At 38.7% G+C, this 19,468-nt stretch carries 18 protein-coding genes; 5 read left to right on the plus strand and 13 right to left on the minus strand.

Annotated features, from left to right (window positions below):
- Positions 1-38: 38 nt before the first annotated feature.
- A complete protein-coding gene (locus L0668_RS04100; protein ID WP_370659882.1) occupies positions 39-1,022 on the plus strand; it encodes a WD40 repeat domain-containing protein in 984 nt (327 codons plus the stop codon).
- Positions 1,023-1,024: 2 nt separating this feature from the next.
- Positions 1,025-1,237 (plus strand): SlyX family protein, encoded by a 213-nt coding sequence (locus L0668_RS04105; RefSeq protein ID WP_235310808.1) that lies wholly within the window; start codon positions 1,025-1,027, stop codon positions 1,235-1,237.
- 48 nt (positions 1,238-1,285) lie between these two features.
- Here L0668_RS04105 and dnaB read toward each other — a convergent pair whose 3' ends face one another.
- Positions 1,286-2,683, minus strand: coding sequence for a replicative DNA helicase (gene dnaB, locus L0668_RS04110; protein WP_235310809.1), 1,398 nt, complete (start codon positions 2,681-2,683; stop codon positions 1,286-1,288).
- Between the two features lie 75 nt (positions 2,684-2,758).
- Positions 2,759-4,579 (minus strand): DNA helicase RecQ, encoded by a 1,821-nt coding sequence (recQ, locus tag L0668_RS04115; protein ID WP_235310810.1) that lies wholly within the window; start codon positions 4,577-4,579, stop codon positions 2,759-2,761.
- Between the two features lie 296 nt (positions 4,580-4,875).
- Between recQ and L0668_RS04120 the strand changes: the two genes are divergently transcribed.
- A complete protein-coding gene (locus L0668_RS04120; protein WP_235310811.1) occupies positions 4,876-5,793 on the plus strand; it encodes a GGDEF domain-containing response regulator in 918 nt (305 codons plus the stop codon).
- A gap of 158 nt (positions 5,794-5,951) precedes the next feature.
- Here L0668_RS04120 and chrA read toward each other — a convergent pair whose 3' ends face one another.
- The 3 genes from chrA to uvrD all read right to left on the minus strand — a co-directional run bounded on the left by chrA (position 5,952) and on the right by uvrD (position 10,639).
- Positions 5,952-7,136: a chromate efflux transporter gene (chrA, locus tag L0668_RS04125; RefSeq protein ID WP_235310812.1), complete on the minus strand. Its 1,185-nt coding sequence runs from the start codon at positions 7,134-7,136 to the stop codon at positions 5,952-5,954.
- 30 nt (positions 7,137-7,166) lie between these two features.
- A complete protein-coding gene (locus L0668_RS04130; protein ID WP_235310813.1) occupies positions 7,167-8,405 on the minus strand; it encodes a GGDEF domain-containing response regulator in 1,239 nt (412 codons plus the stop codon).
- A gap of 65 nt (positions 8,406-8,470) precedes the next feature.
- On the minus strand, positions 8,471-10,639 hold the full coding sequence (uvrD, locus tag L0668_RS04135) for a DNA helicase II (RefSeq protein WP_235310814.1): 2,169 nt from the start codon (positions 10,637-10,639) through the stop codon (positions 8,471-8,473).
- A gap of 214 nt (positions 10,640-10,853) precedes the next feature.
- On the opposite strand from uvrD, the gene cysE reads away from it, so the two are divergent.
- Complete coding sequence (gene cysE, locus L0668_RS04140) at positions 10,854-11,633, plus strand: serine O-acetyltransferase (protein ID WP_235310815.1); 780 nt, start codon at positions 10,854-10,856, stop codon at positions 11,631-11,633.
- Here cysE and L0668_RS04145 read toward each other — a convergent pair.
- From L0668_RS04145 to L0668_RS04180, 8 genes are all read right to left on the minus strand, one after another.
- On the minus strand, positions 11,622-12,341 hold the full coding sequence (locus L0668_RS04145) for an HAD-IA family hydrolase (protein ID WP_235310816.1): 720 nt from the start codon (positions 12,339-12,341) through the stop codon (positions 11,622-11,624). The genes cysE and L0668_RS04145 overlap by 12 nt on opposite strands.
- 104 nt (positions 12,342-12,445) lie before the next feature.
- A complete protein-coding gene (locus L0668_RS04150; RefSeq protein ID WP_235310817.1) occupies positions 12,446-13,111 on the minus strand; it encodes a DUF484 family protein in 666 nt (221 codons plus the stop codon).
- A gap of 24 nt (positions 13,112-13,135) precedes the next feature.
- The gene (dapF, locus tag L0668_RS04155) at positions 13,136-13,966 is read right to left on the minus strand and encodes a diaminopimelate epimerase (protein ID WP_235310818.1); all 831 of its coding nucleotides are present in this window, start codon (positions 13,964-13,966) and stop codon (positions 13,136-13,138) included.
- 135 nt (positions 13,967-14,101) lie between these two features.
- Positions 14,102-15,376, minus strand: coding sequence for a glycoside hydrolase family 117 protein (locus tag L0668_RS04160; protein ID WP_235310819.1), 1,275 nt, complete (start codon positions 15,374-15,376; stop codon positions 14,102-14,104).
- 105 nt (positions 15,377-15,481) lie between these two features.
- Positions 15,482-16,732 (minus strand): diaminopimelate decarboxylase, encoded by a 1,251-nt coding sequence (gene lysA, locus L0668_RS04165; protein ID WP_235310820.1) that lies wholly within the window; start codon positions 16,730-16,732, stop codon positions 15,482-15,484.
- A 1-nt stretch (position 16,733) separates the two neighbouring features.
- On the minus strand, positions 16,734-16,898 hold the full coding sequence (locus L0668_RS04170) for a hypothetical protein (RefSeq protein ID WP_235310821.1): 165 nt from the start codon (positions 16,896-16,898) through the stop codon (positions 16,734-16,736).
- 124 nt (positions 16,899-17,022) lie between these two features.
- Positions 17,023-18,090 (minus strand): MJ1255/VC2487 family glycosyltransferase, encoded by a 1,068-nt coding sequence (locus tag L0668_RS04175; RefSeq protein ID WP_235310822.1) that lies wholly within the window; start codon positions 18,088-18,090, stop codon positions 17,023-17,025.
- A 45-nt stretch (positions 18,091-18,135) separates the two neighbouring features.
- Entirely contained in the window at positions 18,136-18,645 is a 510-nt protein-coding gene (locus L0668_RS04180) for a phosphatase PAP2 family protein (protein WP_235310823.1), read from the minus strand.
- A 256-nt stretch (positions 18,646-18,901) separates the two neighbouring features.
- Here L0668_RS04180 and rraA point away from each other — a divergent pair, with 256 nt between their 5' ends.
- Positions 18,902-19,387, plus strand: coding sequence for a ribonuclease E activity regulator RraA (gene rraA / locus L0668_RS04185; RefSeq protein ID WP_235310824.1), 486 nt, complete (start codon positions 18,902-18,904; stop codon positions 19,385-19,387).
- Positions 19,388-19,468: the final 81 nt, after the last annotated feature.

The following is a 19,468-nucleotide window of genomic DNA, read 5'->3' on the forward strand; positions in this document are numbered from 1 at the left end:
AATGTTACAAGTTGCCATCTTAACTTAGGCGAAGTCCATTGAAGCGAATATTTTTAAAATCCTGTTTTGCGTGTTTGCTACTGCTTCAGTTAACCAGCTGCACAGAACCAAGTGATAAACCCAAAGCTAGCTACCAACAAGTAGACGAGATTGCTGATGCAGCAAATATTTCGGCAGATGCGTCGATCAGTGTGATATCCAATATTAAAAGTGGTATTCAGGTTTGGGATCTTCAGTCCAATACTCAAAAATTCGCTTGGAATAACCAAGAAGATGCGATTAATACAGTCACTAACATTCATATTGCTGCTGATAATAGTTACGTTGTGACCTCCAGTCGTGAAACATTTACCCTGTGGAATTTGTTAGAAGGAGAGCCTGAAGGGTATTGGCGTATAGATGAAGCCAGTATTCGCGATGTAGCTGTGTCTAGTTTGGGTCGTGGTATTTTAGTGGGTCGCAGTAATGGTAAGGTGATGTTTTTTGAGCCTAATACTACTCGACGCTTAGAGTTTTTAGGCCATCAAGAAAAGGTCAATAGTGTAGATATCTCACCAAATGGCTTTTATGCCCTGACAGGTAGTAACGATTATGTGGCTTATTTGTGGGATACACGCAGTGGTCAAGTGATCCATAAGTTTGAACATTCTAGTCGTGTGACTAAAGTCAGTTTGGACGATCAAGGTCGTTATGCCTTTACTGCTGATAGTAAAAGAGACGCAAAAATTTGGGACCTAACCACAGGGCAAGAAGTAAGTAATCTACAATATTTGGCTCGTCAGCGAATATTTACTACTGCGAGTTTTTCACCAGACGGAAAATATCTATTAACCGGCTCTCCAGCGAAACGCATGAATTTATGGGATGTCACCACCGGCAAAGAATTAAAAGAGTGGTATGTTTCTCCCCGAGAAAACAGCCAGCCACCCACGGCAGTGGTTTACTCAGTCGCTTTTATCAATAATCAACAAATCTTATCTGCTAGCAGTAGTGGCTTAGTAGAAAAATGGGACGTTAAATAAACATGAACACAGTAGAAGACAATATTGAGCAGCTACAAATGAAAGTAGCGTTCCAAGAAGACACCATAGAAAGTTTGAATCAAGCATTGATCGAACAACAAAAACAAATCGACGACCTTCAATTCAGCTTTAAAAAGTTAGCTGCCAAAGTCAGCTCCATCGAGCCAAGTAACATGGCCTCTGAAAAAGAAGAAATGCCACCTCCCCATTATTGATAAATATTACTGATAAATTAAATCTTTATTGGCTGGATCGTCAGTAATTTAATATTCATCATCTAAAGGAGGACCGGCGTAGTTATCAAAGCGTGAGAACTGGCCTTGGAAGGTAAGCCTTGAAGTACCGATTGGACCGTTACGCTGTTTACCGATGATAATTTCGGCGACACCTTTCTCAGTACTTTGTTCGTTATATACTTCATCTCGATAGATAAACATAATCAAATCGGCATCTTGCTCGATTGAACCTGATTCACGTAAGTCGGAGTTGATTGGTCGTTTATCGCTTCTTTGCTCCAAACTACGGTTTAGCTGTGAAAGAGCGACAACTGGCACTTCTAACTCTTTAGCCAGTGATTTTAGTGAGCGTGATATTTCAGCAATTTCCAAGGTACGGTTATCGCTTAATCCTGGCACTTGCATCAGCTGTAAATAATCGATCATGATTAAACTGATACCACCTTTATCACGAGCGAGTTTTCTGGCGCGAGTTCTGACTTCCATGGGCGTTAAGCCTGATGAGTCATCAATAAACAAGTTGTCTTTGTCTTTTAGCATGGCCATGGTATTTGACATTCTGGCCCAGTCTTCATCGTCTAATTGTGCGGTACGTACATTGGTTTGATCCACTCGGCTAAGTGATGCCAACATACGCATCATGATTTGTTCGGCGGGCATCTCTAAACTAAATACCAGTACCGGTTTTTCTTCCAATAACATGGCGTTTTCACACAAGTTCATGGCGAAAGTGGTTTTACCCATGGATGGACGAGCGGCTAAAATGATTAAATCTGAAGGTTGTAGACCACTGGTTTTCTTATCTAAATCTGTGTAACCCGTTGATACACCTGTGACTTCTTTATTGTTTTTAACCAACTCTTCTAAACGATCGATGGTTTTGGTCAGTACAGATTCAACATTTTTAGGGCCTTCATTTGCCCCAGTTCTTTTTTCAGCAATTTCGAATACTTTACTTTCAGCCATATCCAAAATTTCGCCGCTGTTGCGACCTTCTGGATTATATCCGGTATCGGCTATTTCATGGGCAACACCAATTAACTCTCGGGTTATTGCACGTTCTTTAATGATTTGCGCATAAGCTGAAACGTTTGCTGAGCTGGGAGTATTACGGGCCAATTCACCCAAATACGCAAAACCACCTGCGGACTCTAATTCGTCTAAATTTTCTAGATCTTCAGATACAGTAATTAAATCAATGGGTTCATTTTTTGAAAGTAAACGAACGATGGCGCGATAGATAATTTGGTGTGAATGATTATAAAAATCATCCTCTACAACAATTTCAGCGACCTTGTCCCAAGAGTCAGGCGCAATTAGCATGCTGCCTAAAACAGACTGCTCGGCCTCTATTGAGTGGGGTGGGACTTTAAGTTTTTCAACTTTATCGTCTTTCTTTTTGCGGGGTACGACTTCTACTGGCATCGGATACTAATTTCAAAAAAACACATCAAATATTTAAAACAGATATTAACGTAAAGCTAGGCTAATGGGTAAAGATTAATTATTCATATGCCGACTAATTACTTCAATAAATCGTTCTCCATATCGTTCTAATTTGGCTTGACCCACGCCATGAATATCTAAAAATTCAAATGAGGATTCTGGGCATTTATCCGCCATATCAGCCAGTGTCGCGTCACTAAATACCACAAAAGGAGGGACATCATCTTGCTCAGCAATAGATTTTCTAAGGTGTTTAAGTTTGGCAAATAAAGCGCGATCATAGTTTTCAGTTTGAAACTTGGCTTTTTTACCTAAGCTAACACTTAATCTAGGTACTGCTAGTTGCAAGCTTTGTTGGCTTTTTAATATTGGCCGAGCTTCTTCGGTGAGTTTTAATACTGCGTTTAAGGTGATATCAACTCTCAGCAAACCTCTATGGATCAACTGGTTGATAATATTGTGCCAATATTCATCTGATTGATCTTTACCAATACCGAAGGTGGATAATAGCTCATGTTGATTTTCAAAAATGCGTTTGAGTTGTTTACCTCTTAACACATCAATTAAATACTGACTGGCTACTGATTGTTGCAAACGAAACACACAAGACAAGACCTTTTGTGCGTCAACTGTGCCATCAAATGCTTTAGGCGGATCCAGGCAAATATCGCAGTTTCCGCAATGGCCAGCTGAATATTCAGCAAAATAGTTAAGTAGTATTTGCCTACGACAGGTTTGCGCTTCACCAAAGGCTTCCATAGCGGCAAACTTTTGGAGTTCTACTGCATTTCGTTCTGGATTTTCGCCTGTAGAAATCCATTGGCGAATGCGTGCCGCGTCTTTTTCATCAAATAGTAATAATGCTTCTGCTGGCATGCCATCGCGGCCTGCTCGGCCAATTTCCTGATAATAAGATTCTATGCTCCGAGGCAAGTCGAAATGCACCACAAATCGAACATTTGATTTATCTATACCCATACCAAAAGCGACAGTTGCTACTATTACGTCTATTTTATCTTGAATAAAATCTCGCTGTATTTTGTCGCGTATTTTACCTTCAAGGCCCGCGTGATAACCGGCACAATTCACTCCTTGTTTAGCTAATGCTATGGCTAAATCATCGACTTTTCGGCGGCTATTGCAATAAATAATGCCACTACTACCTTCTTGTTGTTTAACAAAACTAATGGCTTGGTCGGTGGCTTTATATTTAGTGACTTGGTTATATCGAATATTTGGTCTATCAAAACTACCTTTAAATACAAAAGGTTGAACTAGCTGTAATTGATGAGCTATATCGGCTCTAGTGGCCAAGTCGGCAGTGGCAGTTAAGCCCATCATAGGTACATTAGGAAACGTTTGTTTTAATTGTCCAAGCAAGCGATAGTCTTTTCTAAAATCGTGGCCCCAATGGGACACACAGTGAGCTTCATCAACGGCAATTAAGCTTATCTCTAAAGACTGTAAACGGGCTACAAAATCTAATTGCATTAAGCGTTCTGGGGCAACATAGATAAGTTTGTAAACCCCGTCTTGCATACCTTTAAACACGTTAAATATTGCTTCAGGGGATAAATTTGAATTGATAAAGGCTGCTTTTACCCCACTTGTTTGCAGGGCATCGACTTGATCTTTCATTAACGAAATGAGCGGTGAAACAACAATACTCAACCCCGGCAATAATAGTGCTGGAATTTGATAACACAAAGACTTACCACCGCCTGTTGGCATTAATACCAAAGCATCTTGTCCAGCTAATACTTTTGTAATGACTTGCTGCTGCCCTTCTCTAAATTGATCATAACCAAAGGTGTTTTTTAGTATTTCACTGGCTTGATGTAATAGTGTAGAAGAATGTGATGGGGATTCAGACAAAAGCGACTCAGATACAAAAACAAAGGGTAAGTTTACTTGGTTTTAGTATAAGGTTCACTGATAATTTCTTCGGTTTAGGACTTTGCAAAGTATATGCGATTAAAGTAAAGGCTTATCAAAACCGATATAGTAAAAAATAGATTTAATTTGGCTCGTTATGCTCATTAGGTTTAATAATTGAATTTATTGTTGTTTAATATTTAAACGAAACTCATGTATGCTTTATAAGGTATTCTCATTAACATTGACTTGCTCCTTTGCAATGGTAGTTGCTGGATGTATTTATCAAGGACGTTATGCCAACATTTCAACATCAATTGACTTTACTTGTTATCGACGATGACGTTATTAGTATTTCTACGTTAAGCTCGATGTTTGCTAAGTCTTTCAATATTGAAATTGCTCGCGATGGCAAATCTGCCTTACAAAGCATTTTATTAAAAGATATTGATTTAGTCTTAAGTGCTATCAATACGCCAATTATTTCAGGCCAAGAACTCTGTACTTTCGTAAAAAATAATAAATTAACTGCACATATCCCCATAATGTTTTTTAGCGACAATGTTAATCAAGACGAAGAAGAAGTATGTTTGTCTATGGGCGCGGTTGATTATATCGATAAAAACACTCGCTTAGGTATTTTGTTTTCTAGAGTGAGCAACATCATGGCAATGGTTGCGCAACATAAAAAACTTGCGCAGGTCTCTTGCACAGATGGCTTGACTGGTTTAGCGAATCGTATGCAGCTAGATACTATGATCAATAAAGAATGGTATTCTGCTATTCGAGGAAGTCACGGATTAGCTGCATTGATAATAGATATTGATCACTTTAAATTATTTAATGATGCGTTCGGGCACTTAGAAGGTGACAAATGTTTAAAAATTATTGCCTCTTTGATTGCTGGAAGTAAGAGGCGTGAAAGAGACTTTGCGGCTAGATATGGCGGAGAAGAGTTTGTATTGCTGTTACCTTTTACCGATATAAAAGGGGCTAAAAGTGTAGCGCAAGAATTAATTGAAAATGTGCGCCAAAGAGAGATCCCAGCTGCATCAGCTGCTTCTCATGATTTTGTCTCTATTAGTATTGGAATAGCCGCTGTATCGCCTCAAGGTAAGGATAATGCCAAGAGTGCTATGGAACTTATCAATAAGGCAGATACTAATTTGTTCAGAGCCAAAGAAGCTGGTCGAAATCAATATTGTGCAGATTAATCCCCTTCATTCTTGAAACTGCGCGTTTGTTGGCCGCATTTATTCGCCGTGATTTGTAAATGCTTAACACTTAGTAAACTAAGCTCATGAGGTCTGATTCATTTGCCGCCGCCGTGCAATTCCAATAATTTTGGGCATATGTTTCCGGATTAACGCAACTATATCAGTACGCCAACCAAGCCAATTAGACTAAATAAACCGATCAATATTAAAATATGCAGTTTAAATAATTTGATACAAACTAGCCCCACTAGAATGTAAATAATGTCTAATAGGTCATTAACTGTACTGGTTAATATCGGATGGTAAAAAGTCGCAATCAACAAACCTACCACAGACGCATTGATTCCCCATGCCGCACCAGAAAAATAACAATTGTTTAGCAGTTTTTGCCAAACATCATGTAAAGATAATACCAATAAAAAACCTGGTAGGAAGATGGCAGCCGTTGCCAATAAAGCCCCCGTAAAGGGGGAGGATGGAGTCATTAGAAAGCCCATAAATGTGGCTATAGAAAACATTGGGCCTGGCACCCCCTGCGCGGCCGCATAACCAAATAAGAATTGCTCGTTGGTGAGTGAATCTCCAACGCTGGCTTGCAGCAGTGGCAAAACTACATGCCCTCCTCCAAATACTAAACTGCCACTTTGGTAGAAGGAGGAGAATACATTAAGGCTTGTACTGAAATTATTGGCTAATAATGCGATCGCGAAAAATACACAAAAAGTGATCAAAGGCCAAATTCTAAAACGCCCAGTATTGATAACACTTGTAGATAGTGAGTTAGCAGGTGTACTGTTATATAATTGATTATTGATAATACCAATAATTGCAGCAGTGGCTAAAATGAATATATGAAGAAAAGCGATACTAAATGTGATTAGGATAGCTGCACTTATGGCAGCAATGGCCAAGCTTAATTTGGTCTTGCAAAAACTCTTTGCCATGCTCTGAATGGCATCAAATACCACTACCACGGCCAATAATTTTAAACCATTAACCAAACCTACTACCCAAGGTTGGGAATTATTTAGATCAAGCATACTAGCTAAACAATACATTATAGTAAAAGAGGGTAAAGTAAAGCCGATAAATGCCGCAATCGCGCCTAGTAACCCAGCCTTGCGTAAGCCAATTGCAAAGCCAATTTGGCTAGAGCCAGGGCCCGGTAAAATTTGACTTAGGCTAATTAAATTGGCGTATTCTTCATTGGTTAGCCAAGTTAATTTTTCAACAAAGGTTTTTTGAAAATATCCAATATGCGCTGCGGGGCCGCCAAAACTAATACAGCCAAGTAGAAGAAAATGGCCAAACACAATAAAAGTCATTTTATATTTATTCATGGAGGTTTACTTGAAGATTAGGTTGGCGAATTAGTCCGTGACTACTTGGTTTCTACCGTTATTTTTAGCTGTATATAAATGTTTGTCTGCGCTCTTCAGCATACCGTTGATCCCTTCCTCAGTATAACTTGTGAGCCCAATACTAACGGTACATTTTATTGACTGCTTTTCAAATATTAGTTCTTTTTGTTCAATCGTTTGACGAAATGCTTCCATCACTTGCCATACTTTTTGATGTTCGACATTGGCAAAATATACACAAAACTCCTCACCGCCAAAACGTGCGGCAGAATAATCAGAAAAATAATCAGCCACAATAACTGCCAGTTCTTTTAAAGCATAGTCGCCACAATCATGACCATAGGTATCATTTATATTTTTAAAGTGATCTATATCTATGATGGCTAAACTTTGTTGTTCAGGTTCGGTTTTTTGGATTGTTTCAACTTGGGTGAAGAAGTGCCTTCTATTCGGCAATCCAGTTAAAAAATCTGAATTAGCTACCCGCCTAATAGTTTCAATGTTTTCTAGGCGTTCTACATTTTGTAATACGCGGCAAAAAAATTCTTCATGACTATAAGGTTTATGCATATAGTCATTAGCCCCGCCACGAATAAAACGAGCGGGTAAACCAGTATTTTCTTCACCCGATATACCTATTATACCTAAGTCTTCTTCATTATAGGTTTCCCGCAATTTTGCAATCATCTGGATCCCAGACATACCCGGCATATTTTCATCAATAATAGCTAGTTTTATATTCGAGTGTTCTTTGAAAACTTGTAAACCTTGCTCTGCATTGGCAGCTTCAAAGGTAATAAAATTGTGGCGTCTGAGTAGCGATGTCATGGCTGATCTTTGAATACGAGAGTCTTCAACCACTAACACGCCTACTTTTTTATTTTTATCTAACCTAGCTAATAGCCGTGTAAGATATTCAAACATCTGGTTACTTTCTTTAGAAATATAATCAACAATATTTTTCTTCAGAATATTAATTCTTACCTCGTCATCTTGAGAAGCAGTAATCACTATGGTGGGCAAAAAGGATTCAATGGCAAAGTCAATAGCCTCGCCTGACGGAGCATCAGGTATGCAATAATCGACCACGGCACATAAAAACTCTTCTGGGGCCGAGTTTGAAAAAACTTGTTGCGCTTCAAATAAACTGCCAGTACAAATTGGCGTGAGGCCCGCTTCTTGTATCAAGCTTCTCATCAATTCCATATTGATGTAATTATCTTCAACGATTAAAACTTTTAGCTGCATAAATATATTATGTACCAATCTATTTTGTTAAAGGTAGCTGATTAATTAATTTAGTCTCAGTTAATTTAGACTTTAGTTAACTTAGCAAATGACATAACTAACCATTTAGTACCAAACTCATCAAAGTTAATCTGTACTCTAGCGTGTTCCCCCGAACCTTCATAGTTTAATACTGTGCCTTCGGCAAACTTAGGATGGGCAACTCTTTCACCTAGTTGGAATCCAGTGGCTTCGAATGAGGTATGTCCGGTCGGTGGGGTAAAACGAGTTTGTACTGGACGGGTGATAGTGGTGCGCAAGCGTACTTCTTCAATGCATTCGTTTGGAATTTCTTTTATAAATCGAGAAGGTGTATGATACTTTTCTTGACCGTACAAGCGTCTGTTTTCAGCATAGGTAATGTATAGTTTTTGCATCGCCCGAGTCATACCAACGTAACATAATCGCCTTTCTTCTTCTATTTTCCCTGGCTCTTCGTTACTCATTTGGCTGGGAAACATGCCTTCTTCTACGCCTACTAAAAAGACTAATGGAAACTCTAACCCTTTAGCTGAATGGATCGTCATCATTTGCACCGCATCTTGATGGCTATCAGCTTGTGTATCGCCTGCTTCTAATGATGCATGGGCTAAAAAGGCCGACAAAGGTGTCATGTTGTCAGCTTCTTCGGGCACCACAAATTGCTTACAAGCTGTTACCAATTCTTCTAAATTTTCAATCCTCGCTTGGGCTTTTTCGCCTTTTTCTGCTTGATACATAGCAAATAAGCCTGAGTGTTTTATGACATGATCCGACTGCTTCTCTAAAGACATGTCTGCCATGTCATCTGACAATTGATTGATGAGTTTAATAAAAGCACTTAGTGCGTTAGCCGCTCGACCATTTAAACGTTTTTCTTGGATCATACGTTGACTGGCTTCCCACATTGACAACTCTGCATCACGAGCCAATTCACGCACTTGAGATAAGGTTTTATCGCCCAGTCCACGGGTAGGTGTGTTGACTATCCGTTCGAAAGCCGCGTCATCAATTGATTGGTTAATGAGGCGTAAATATGCCAGAGCATCACGTATTTCTTGGCGTTCAAAAAAGCGTAAACCGCCATATATTCTATAGGGAATAGATTCTTGTAATAAGGCTTCTTCTAACACCCTAGATTGGGCATTGTTGCGATACAAGATGGCACAATCTGTTAAAGCATTGCCAGTATCCCGCCATTCTTTTATGCGTGAAATGTTAAATCTGGCTTCGTCTAGTTCATTAAATCCTGCATACAAGGATATTAATTCACCCTGACTATCTTCGGTCCATAATTCCTTACCTAATCGTCCTTGGTTATTGTCGATTACTGCATTAGCAGCTTTGAGAATATTGCCTGTTGAACGATAATTTTGCTCGAGTCGAACGGTTTTGGCAGTTGGGAAATCGCGTAAAAAATGTTGGATATTCTCAACATTTGCCCCCCGCCAGCCATAAATAGACTGATCATCATCCCCTACAATTATCATGTTATTGTTTGGTGCTGCTAACATACGTAACCAAGCATACTGAATATTGTTAGTGTCTTGGAATTCGTCTACTAATATTGCTCTAAAGCGTTTTTGATAATGGGCCAATACTTGCGGGTTATTAGCCCATAATTCATGGGCTCTTAATAACAATTCAGCAAAATCAACTAAGCCTGCTCGATCACAAGTTTGTTGATAAACCTGATAAATCTCGCGCATTTTTTGCTGGTTGGCGTCTCCGTATGTTTCAATATGTTGTGGGCGCAAACCTTCATCTTTATTGCCATTGATGTACCATTGAACTTGTTTAGGTGGCCAATGTTTTTCATCAAGGTTCATGCTTTTTATCACGCGCCTAAGCATGCGATATTGATCATCTGAGTCTAAAATTGTGAAATTTTCTGGTAGGTTAACCTCAGCATAGTGTGTGCGTAACAATCTATGTGCGATACCGTGAAACGTGCCTATCCACATGGTGTTTAATGAGCAGCCCTGTAGTTGCTCAATCCGACCGCGCATTTCTTTAGCTGCTTTGTTGGTAAATGTCACGGCTAATATGCCATAAGGTGCTATGCCTTCGACTTCCATTAACCAAGAAATTCTATGTACCAGCACACGAGTTTTACCACTTCCCGCACCAGCTAAAATAAGCATGTCACTAGCAGATGCTGCTACAGCATCACGTTGTTTATCATTTAATTCATCAAGAAGTCGAGATACGTCCATGGGCCAAATTTATCAAGCAAAATATGTGACTAGTATATCGTTATACTGTATTTAAATACACTATTGAAAGTAATCCTAAATTAACAGGGTCTATGATTATGCAATTGTGGGGAGGTTTAATTATAAGAAATATAGTTATTTACCTTTTAATTTTGCGGGAAACCCCCAAAATACACTAAGCACACATGATATTAACTCTATAGAATGGCCTGATATGAGTATTGAATTTTGGAAAAAACTAAAATCCGAAGCAGAGCAGCTGATTAAAAGTGAGCCTTTACTTTCAAGTTATGTCCACACTTGTATATTGGCCCATCATAATTTCGAAACGGCCTTAGGTTTTATTTTATCCAATAAACTTGCCGATGAAGTAATGGGTTCACTAACTATCAAAGAGATGTTTGAGCAATGTTATTTGTTGCACCCTGAAATCTCTGAAGCGGCTATGTTTGATATTCAAGCTGTATTCAATCGAGATCCTGCGGTACATTCAAACTTAACTGTTTTGCTTAATTTTAAGGGTTTTCAGTCCATTCAAGTACACAGGTTAGCTAATCAGTTATGGAAGTTAGGTCGCAAAGATTTAGCGCTATTTCTACAAAGCCGCAATTCTGAAGTATTTTCCCTAGATATTCACCCTGCAGCCCATATTGGACAAGGTGTGATGTTTGATCATGCCACAGGCATAGTGGTAGGAGAAACCGCGGTAATTGAAAATAATGTATCTATTATGCAGTCGGTGACTCTAGGTGGTACAGGTAATGAAGCAGGTGATCGTCACCCTAAAGTTCGGGAAGGTGTGATGATAGGAGCGGGAGCTAAAATTTTAGGTAATATTGAAATAGGTGAGGGAGCTAAAATTGGCGCGGGTAGTGTCGTGCTAAATGATGTGCCACCTCATGTTACCGTAGTCGGTGTACCTGCCAAAATTGTCGGTAAACCTCGTTGTCAAAGCCCTTGCGAAACCATGCAGCAAAACTTTTTAGAAGACTAAGCCTAATAATTCCTCAAGTTTGGCCAATTGCACATTGGGTAAACTAATAGTGCTTTCATTCTGCAAAACCATGGCTCTATCATCGGCATACCAAGCCGATTGATAGCCTGCTTTAATTGCTCCATAAACATCTTTATGTAAATTATCCCCTACATGTAAAATGTTGCTTGCAGGGAGTTTTAAGTATTCTTGGGCTGCAATAAACATGTCGGGATTGGGTTTCATTAATAAGTCCACACTGGCTCTAAAAGCCTGAGAAAAATACTCTTGGATACCAATTGGTTCCAAGTCCACATTACCATTAGTGATAGCCACCAAAGGAATGTGTTTCGATAGTTGGGCTAATACATGATGAACTTCATCTCTGACTACAAAATTACTACGTTGAGAATAAAAGAAAGTAAAACACTCTTGAGCTGAATTTTGAGCTTTAGACTGGGAGTAACCTAAGTTTTCAAACCCTAAGAGTAAAGTTTGAAGTCGTAATTTACCCATATCATTTTTTAAAATAGGCGATTGTTTAACAATTATTGTTTGTAGCTTTTTCCAATAATCTTGTTCTAGTTTTGTTGTTTCTGGAAAATTTGCATACATAAATTCAATTAGTGCGGCATTTGCTTTTTTTATTACGCTAGTGTTTTCGTACAGGGTGTCGTCTAAATCAAAAGTGATGGCTTTAATTGGTTTAAGTTTTTTATAAAAGATCATGATTCTGTATCAAGGTCAAAAGGTATGCTACAAACAAAAAATCAGTTCGATTAACTTAATGCTTAGCGTGGGTTAAGTGTCCTAATCTAATCTCGATTAGGTTTTTAATAAGTGAGTAATTTAGGTAATAATATACCTAAGAATTGTTGTAGCTGAGAAATTAACAAGGTGTCCATGTCCGGATTAAAGTGGCTGGCATCTGTGCTGCCCACAGCCAGTATTCCAAGCTCACCTAAGTCACCGATTAATAATAATGCCACGGATTTTACATCTTGGTCAGAAAAAAGTAGTTTGCGTTCATGTTCGCTTAAACGGCCAAAAAAGAACTTGTCTCGTTTAAATCGTTTTTCGATAAATAACCTTTTTTGAATTTCAGGTAGTGCATGAGCTCCTTTAAAGGGCACTAAAGTCACAGCTGCTAATTTAAGGTTTTCTTGGATCACTTCTTCAAGAATTAGGGTTAAATCTTCCATGGAAGTGCATTTTAAAATACGAATATTTAAATCAGCGTATATTCGATAGATTTGCTCATTTTGTTTAGCAATTGAAATTAGCTGACTTAATTTATGATTAAGGGTGCGAACCTTTTTCCGTAACTGCTCGCTTTGTAATTCGACTAAAGAAACACTGCCTTTTTGCCCGTGAGGAATGGCAATTTTGTCTACTAAACTTGGGTTTTGAATAAAAAAATCTGGGTTCTGTAGCAAGTAAGTGACGACTTGTTCAGCACTAAGCTGTTCTTCAGTATCAAAAGCAGTGTTTATTTCCATATTATTATTATTTTAACCCTTTACTCATAAGTTTATGTATCCATCAAAAATATGTTCTGCGGCACCAGTCATTTTTAATACATTTTCCTTGCCTTGCCAACGTATTTTTAAACTTCCGCCTGGTAAATCGACCCTGACATCGCGACTTAATTTATTTTGTAACTGTCCAACCGCAACTGCTGCACATGCGCCACTACCACAAGCTAAGGTTTCTCCTGCGCCTCGCTCATACACTCTAAGTTTTATATGGCTAGGATTAAGTATTTGCATAAAACCTACGTTGACACCTTCTGTAAAACGCTCGTGGCGTTCTAATAGTGGCCCCATAGTTTCAACGTCAGCTTGTTCTACATTGTCTACTAATAAAACACAGTGGGGATTACCCATAGACACTGCACCACAGAAGAAGGTGTGATCTTCTGCTCTTATGATATAGGTTTTTTCTTGTTTATTGGCTTTTAACGGCACTAAATTGGGGGCAAATTGTGGCACCCCCATATTGACAGTAACTTGACCGTCTTTTTCTAAATACAACACCATGCGGCCAGCTTTTGTGCTGACCACAATTTTATTACGGTTGGTTAAGCCTTTCATTTTTACAAATCGGGCAAAGCACCTAGCACCATTTCCACACTGGGATACTTCTGAGCCATCTGCATTGAAGATTCGATAATGAAAGTCTTGATCGGGGTCGTACGGCGGTTCAACCAACAATAGTTGATCGAATCCTATACCGAAATTTCTGTCTGATAATTGGCGAATTTTCTCTTTAGAAAAAAACACATTTTGGGTTACGTTATCAATAACCACAAAATCATTGCCCAGACCCTGCATCTTTGAAAACTGGATTTGCATTGTCACTACTTAACTAAAATTATTGTCTAACCTACGATTTCTCTCAGATTAGATATTCTGTTTCTAGTTATATCATTTCAGGCAAAGACTGACTATGTCTTTATATTACCAAACAGCATTTACTCGATAACTATCCTACTTTGATTTTAATTTTTCGGTTTCAGCTAGCGCCCTAGCTTTTTGTTGTTTAGATAAGCCGAATTGATAATGCTGCTCTGGGCTAAATTTAATACTGTGGCGTTTCATTTGTCTGTCGTCTACATCACGACTTAGGTCAACATCAAATCGGACTAAATTCGAGTGGTTTTTATCCCAACCATTGACCCCAGTAAAATGTGATAACCCCCAAGTAATGCCTCTACCGTCTTTAGTATCTGTGAATGCATCGGGAACATATGGGCCTGCTGCAACTGGCATCATTTCAACAATTGAAGCAATTTCAAAATTCACCCAATCTTCAGCGTATTGAATGGTATTGCGCTCATTACCATCTCGTATAGCAAATGCAGCCACACCTTTTTTAAATGGGAATAAAGTGGTTTCATGGCCGGCTGCTAATACTGGATTTAGCGGATGTTTCTTGAATGGTCCTAGAGGATTATCTGCTATCGCTAAGCCATGCATTCTAACTAGGCCTCTGCGTTTATCTTGCTTAGCAAAGTCTGATTTGTAGTAAAGATAAATTTTTCCATTATGTACTAATGGATAAGGGTCATGTATGGAATATTGGTCCCACTCCCCCTCACCACCATTTGGGATCACAATTTTGTTAAGAGGTGTCCAAGGGCCATCAGGCGAATCTGAATAAGAAACTGCTACCGGGCAATCATCACCTCGTTTTCCACTAGCTTGCATAAAACCTTGATAATAAAGATAGTACTTACCTTTCCACTTTAATATGTCAGTGGTAGAAACTGAGCGCCATCCTACATTAGGTTTGGGCGGTCTAGGTACGGCTACACCTTGTTCTTGCCAAGTAAAACCATCATCTGAAGTGGCATACCAAATTTCAGCTAAATCCCAATCAGCAGAAGGAATAGTGTCACTGCTTAAATCCGCACCTTTAGGTGGTGTAGGAGTATTACGGTAGGTATACCAAACATAATATTTGCCATTCTCAAAAATAATTTTGGAAGGATCTCGGCGAGATATGGTGCCGTCATCGTCGTTGTAATCAAAACCTTTCAACTTTGTATATTTAAATTGAGTATAGAGTTCGTTGTTTTCTTGGCGGTTTGCTAAAAAATTATCATAGTTACGGGTGACTGATGCACTTAGCGGCATATCAGGTTTTTTGTCAGGCATAAAAAATGGAAATACTTTAGTGCTGTTTTGTGTTGCTTGATTGTCTGCGGCAATGACACTAAAAGGTAATAGTAAGGCAATCAGTGAACTTGTTAACTTTTTCATATTTAAATCCCCAACAAAATATATAAAGTAATTGTAAATAAAAAGCCGCTATAAAAATAGCGGCCAATGCATTTAGTTAACAATTAATTGTAAGTTTTGTGTAAATTATCTTGGAATAAACTCGTTCTCAAACAACTGCTCAACTGTTTCACGTTTTCTAACTAAGTGTACTGCTTCATCATCAACTAATATTTCTGCTGCTCGGCAACGGCTATTATAATTCGATGCCATAGCAAAACCATATGCTCCTGCACTACGTACAGCTAGATAATCTTCTGGAGCAATAGCCAATTCTCTGTTTTTTCCTAAAAAGTCACCCGTCTCGCAAATTGGGCCAACCACATCATAAATTGCTTTTTCTCTAGGCAATGCAGCATTTAGTGGAATGATATTTTGCCATGCTGAATATAAAGCTGGGCGAAGTAAGTCATTCATTGCAGCATCAATGATGGCGAAATTCTTTTCAGCGCCTTGCTTTAAAAATTCAACTTTGGTTAATAACACTCCGGCATTAGCCATGATTGCCCGGCCAGGTTCAAAGATGAGCATTAATTCTTCACGACCAGCTAGTCGTTGAGCTATGGCTTGAGTGTACTGATCTGGATGTGGAGGCTCTTCATCATCATATGTCACACCTAAACCGCCACCTACATCTAAATGTTTAATTTGAATGCCATGTTCAGCAAGTTCGTCAATTAAGGCTAACAAAATATCTAACGCATCCACAAATGGCGCGATATCAGTAAGTTGCGAGCCAATATGGCAATCAATGCCTACTACATTCAAAAACGGTAGGCTACTGGCATATTGATATATTTCTATCGCTTGCTCACGTTCAACACCAAACTTATTGTCTTTTAAACCTGTGGAAATATAAGGGTGGGTTTTTGCATCTACATCCGGATTAACACGAATTGAAATAGGTGCTTTTTTACCTAAGCTTTCAGCTACTTGGTTTATCCTAGCTAATTCACTACGAGATTCAACATTAAAACATTTTATGCCTTGCTCTAAACCGAAAGCGATTTCTTCTGGAGTTTTACCCACACCAGAAAATACTACTTTACTAGGATCTCCACCTGCTTTAAGTACACGAGACAACTCACCGCCTGACACAATATCAAACCCTGACCCTAACTTTGCCATCACGTTTAATACCGCTAAGTTCGAGTTGGCTTTGACTGCGTAACAAATAAGATGTGGCTGATTGCCTGCAGCGTTATTAAAGGCGTGCCAGTGACGTTCAATTGTTGATTTAGAGTATACGTAACAAGGCGTACCGAATTTCTTGGCGATATCTTCAAGGGCGACATTTTCAGCAAATAGCTGTTCATTTTTATAAGCAAAATAGTCCATATCAGTTTTTCCCCTCTGATTCGGTTGATTCTTTAGTGTCTTTGTTAGGCTGATTAGTTGTAGGTTCTTCAGATAAATATAAAGCCCGTTTTTGCCCACAAGAACACAGTAAAACAAGACTTAGCAACACTAGAGTAAGTGTTTGAGATTTGAATGAATCACGCATAACAACAATAGCCTAAATTAATATAGGCTAATCATGTCATTACCTTGGCCAAATGCAAAGCATTGCAGAGCTGACAGCACCTTATTTTATGCAATATGAAATAACAAATGCCAATTGTATTCAGTTAATAACTAAGTTGGCTTAATGATTGTTGCACTGACGGAGGAAATTTTACATCTCGCCATAAAGAAGCGCACAAACTTTTAGTATCTGTCCATTGTTTCTTTAGTATCCAATCAATCAAAATATTTGGATTAGACGGAAACTGCACCGAAACACAAGGTTCGGATTGCAACCATTGTTCAATCGCTTCCAAATCTAGAGTACGCATTAATTGGCAAAGTCCTAAATCTGACAAAGTAAAAGCATTCGTCAACTGTTCAAACTGCCCTTCTAAAGGTTTTAATAACATACGTTTGTTGTAGTGCAAACACTCACTAGCCATTTCAAATCCAGCATTAGCAATCACACCTTGGCATCTGGCTAATGCTGCTTTGAAGGGGGCTTTAGCTGTGGGATGCCAAATTACATTTTCTATAATGTGTGCGTCTTTGATATTGGGATGAAAGCAAATAAAATCCTGTTCCGCAAAGGTGCTAAGGGTTTTTTGTATGTCTTTTGTTTCTTCAAAAGGCAAATATACCAAAATACTTTTATCTGAAATTTTTCGAGGTTCATTACCATCTATGAATGGGGGCAATATTGGAAATCCAAAGTGATACCAGTGGATCCCTAACCTTACATCGGTAGGCGCAAAATAACGGGTGAGTAGTTTATCCAGTGGGCCAATTCCTTTGATTGGAATGGGATGAGAAAAAGCGGCCTGGTGGCTTAGGGAAATAGAAGGTACTTTTTGACGTTTTGCAGCCCAGGCTGAAATCGGCTCAAAATCATTAATTAGTAAATCGTAGTCTTGCAAATTTAATGACTTTACATCTTGGATAAAACGAGCAAACTTTAATGCTTTGAAAGTCTGCCAGTAATCGATTTTACCATTTTTCGTGGCAAAACTCAGGCCGCGAAAAGTTTGATAGTTTCCAAACTCTTGCATATCAAAATAGCTTGCCTGTTCTCTTCCAGAAAACAAAAAATCTACTTCAACCTCAGGTCGTTTAGCAAAAGCTTGGGCCATTATTCTAGCTCGGGTGATATGGCCGTTTCCTGTGCCTTGTACTCCAAAAAGAATTTTCACGTGCATCCCTCAAAATATAGGTAAAACTTAAAACCTAGGTAAGCCTTAAAATATAGATAAATTCAAAGTAGAAATGCCCAACCCTAAAGCAGCGCCGGCAATAATATCTCCAGGATAATGCACTCCCAGAAGCACTCTAGAACAGCCCACACAAGTTGCCCAAAAATAAGCAAATATTGAAAGTGCCGGATAAAAATGGCTAATTAGTGAAGCCATTAAAAAAGCAGCAGCTGTATGGCCTGACGGTAAGCTAAATTTGTCTGACGGCACAATATGAGCATTTAAATTTGTGAGACAGTCACATGGACGCTGCCGCTTTAAAGATCTTTTAAGTATCAAATAAATCGGTATTTCAAAGGCATAGGCTAATAAGCCAGCATATAAAAATAATGCGCCATGTTGCGGTTCTAGCCACCATAACAAGCCTCCAATTAATAAGTAGAGTTGGCCGTCACCGGTTTTCGATATTAGTTTTATCCAACGACAATCTCGTTCTGCCATCAAATTAAAAACCCAATAAAAAATAGCTTTATCACTTTGTGCCAAGGTTCTCATCGTTTTCACTCCACTTAGCATTGCCATTCAAATAGTAGATTCGGTATATGAATCACATATGACGCTTTTACTAAAGCTTTGTGACAAACGGGTATGTTAATTTACCTATAAAATAATCCACCTGATCTTTAATTAAAATAGGTTTACACTGAGCTTAATAACCTGAGTTCTGGATAAGCCGAGCCTCTCGAACTCAGATTAAATAGGCATACAATTGCCTTCTAAACTCAAGGTTAAATTCTTTTAAGGAAAGTTCATGGATTACAATACTTCTACTCTTTGCGATATTTTTGCTGACAGTGTTGACGTGGTTGAGCCCATGTTTGTTAGTTTTGGTGGCCGCCCTTCTTATGGTGGAGAAATTACTACTATTAAGTGTTTTGAAGACAAAGGTTTAGTTTTAAAAACTTTAGAGCAACCGGGTTTAGGTAAGGTTTTGTTGATTGATGGTGGTGGTTCTATGCGCTGTGCGTTAATTGATTCCAATGCAGCTCAACTTGCTTTTGATAATGGTTGGGAAGGTATAGTGGTTTACGGTAGTGTTCGAGAGGTCGACGATTTAGAAGACATAAATATAGGCATTCATGCTATTGCTTCGATTCCCGTCAGTGCTGATGATCAAGAAATAGGTGAGCTTGACGTTGCGGTAAATTTTGGTGGTGTGACCTTTTTGCCTGAAGACCATTTATATGCAGATAGCACGGGTATTATTTTGTCTCCTGAGCCATTAGATATTGAGTAATCTTTCTTTTTAAATTCGTAAAAATCGACACAAACAAAAACGCCGTATTCCAAAGAATGCGGCGTTTTTTATTTTTAGTAC

The organism is Paraglaciecola algarum, from assembly GCF_021532655.1.
GTDB lineage: Bacteria > Pseudomonadota > Gammaproteobacteria > Enterobacterales > Alteromonadaceae > Paraglaciecola > Paraglaciecola algarum.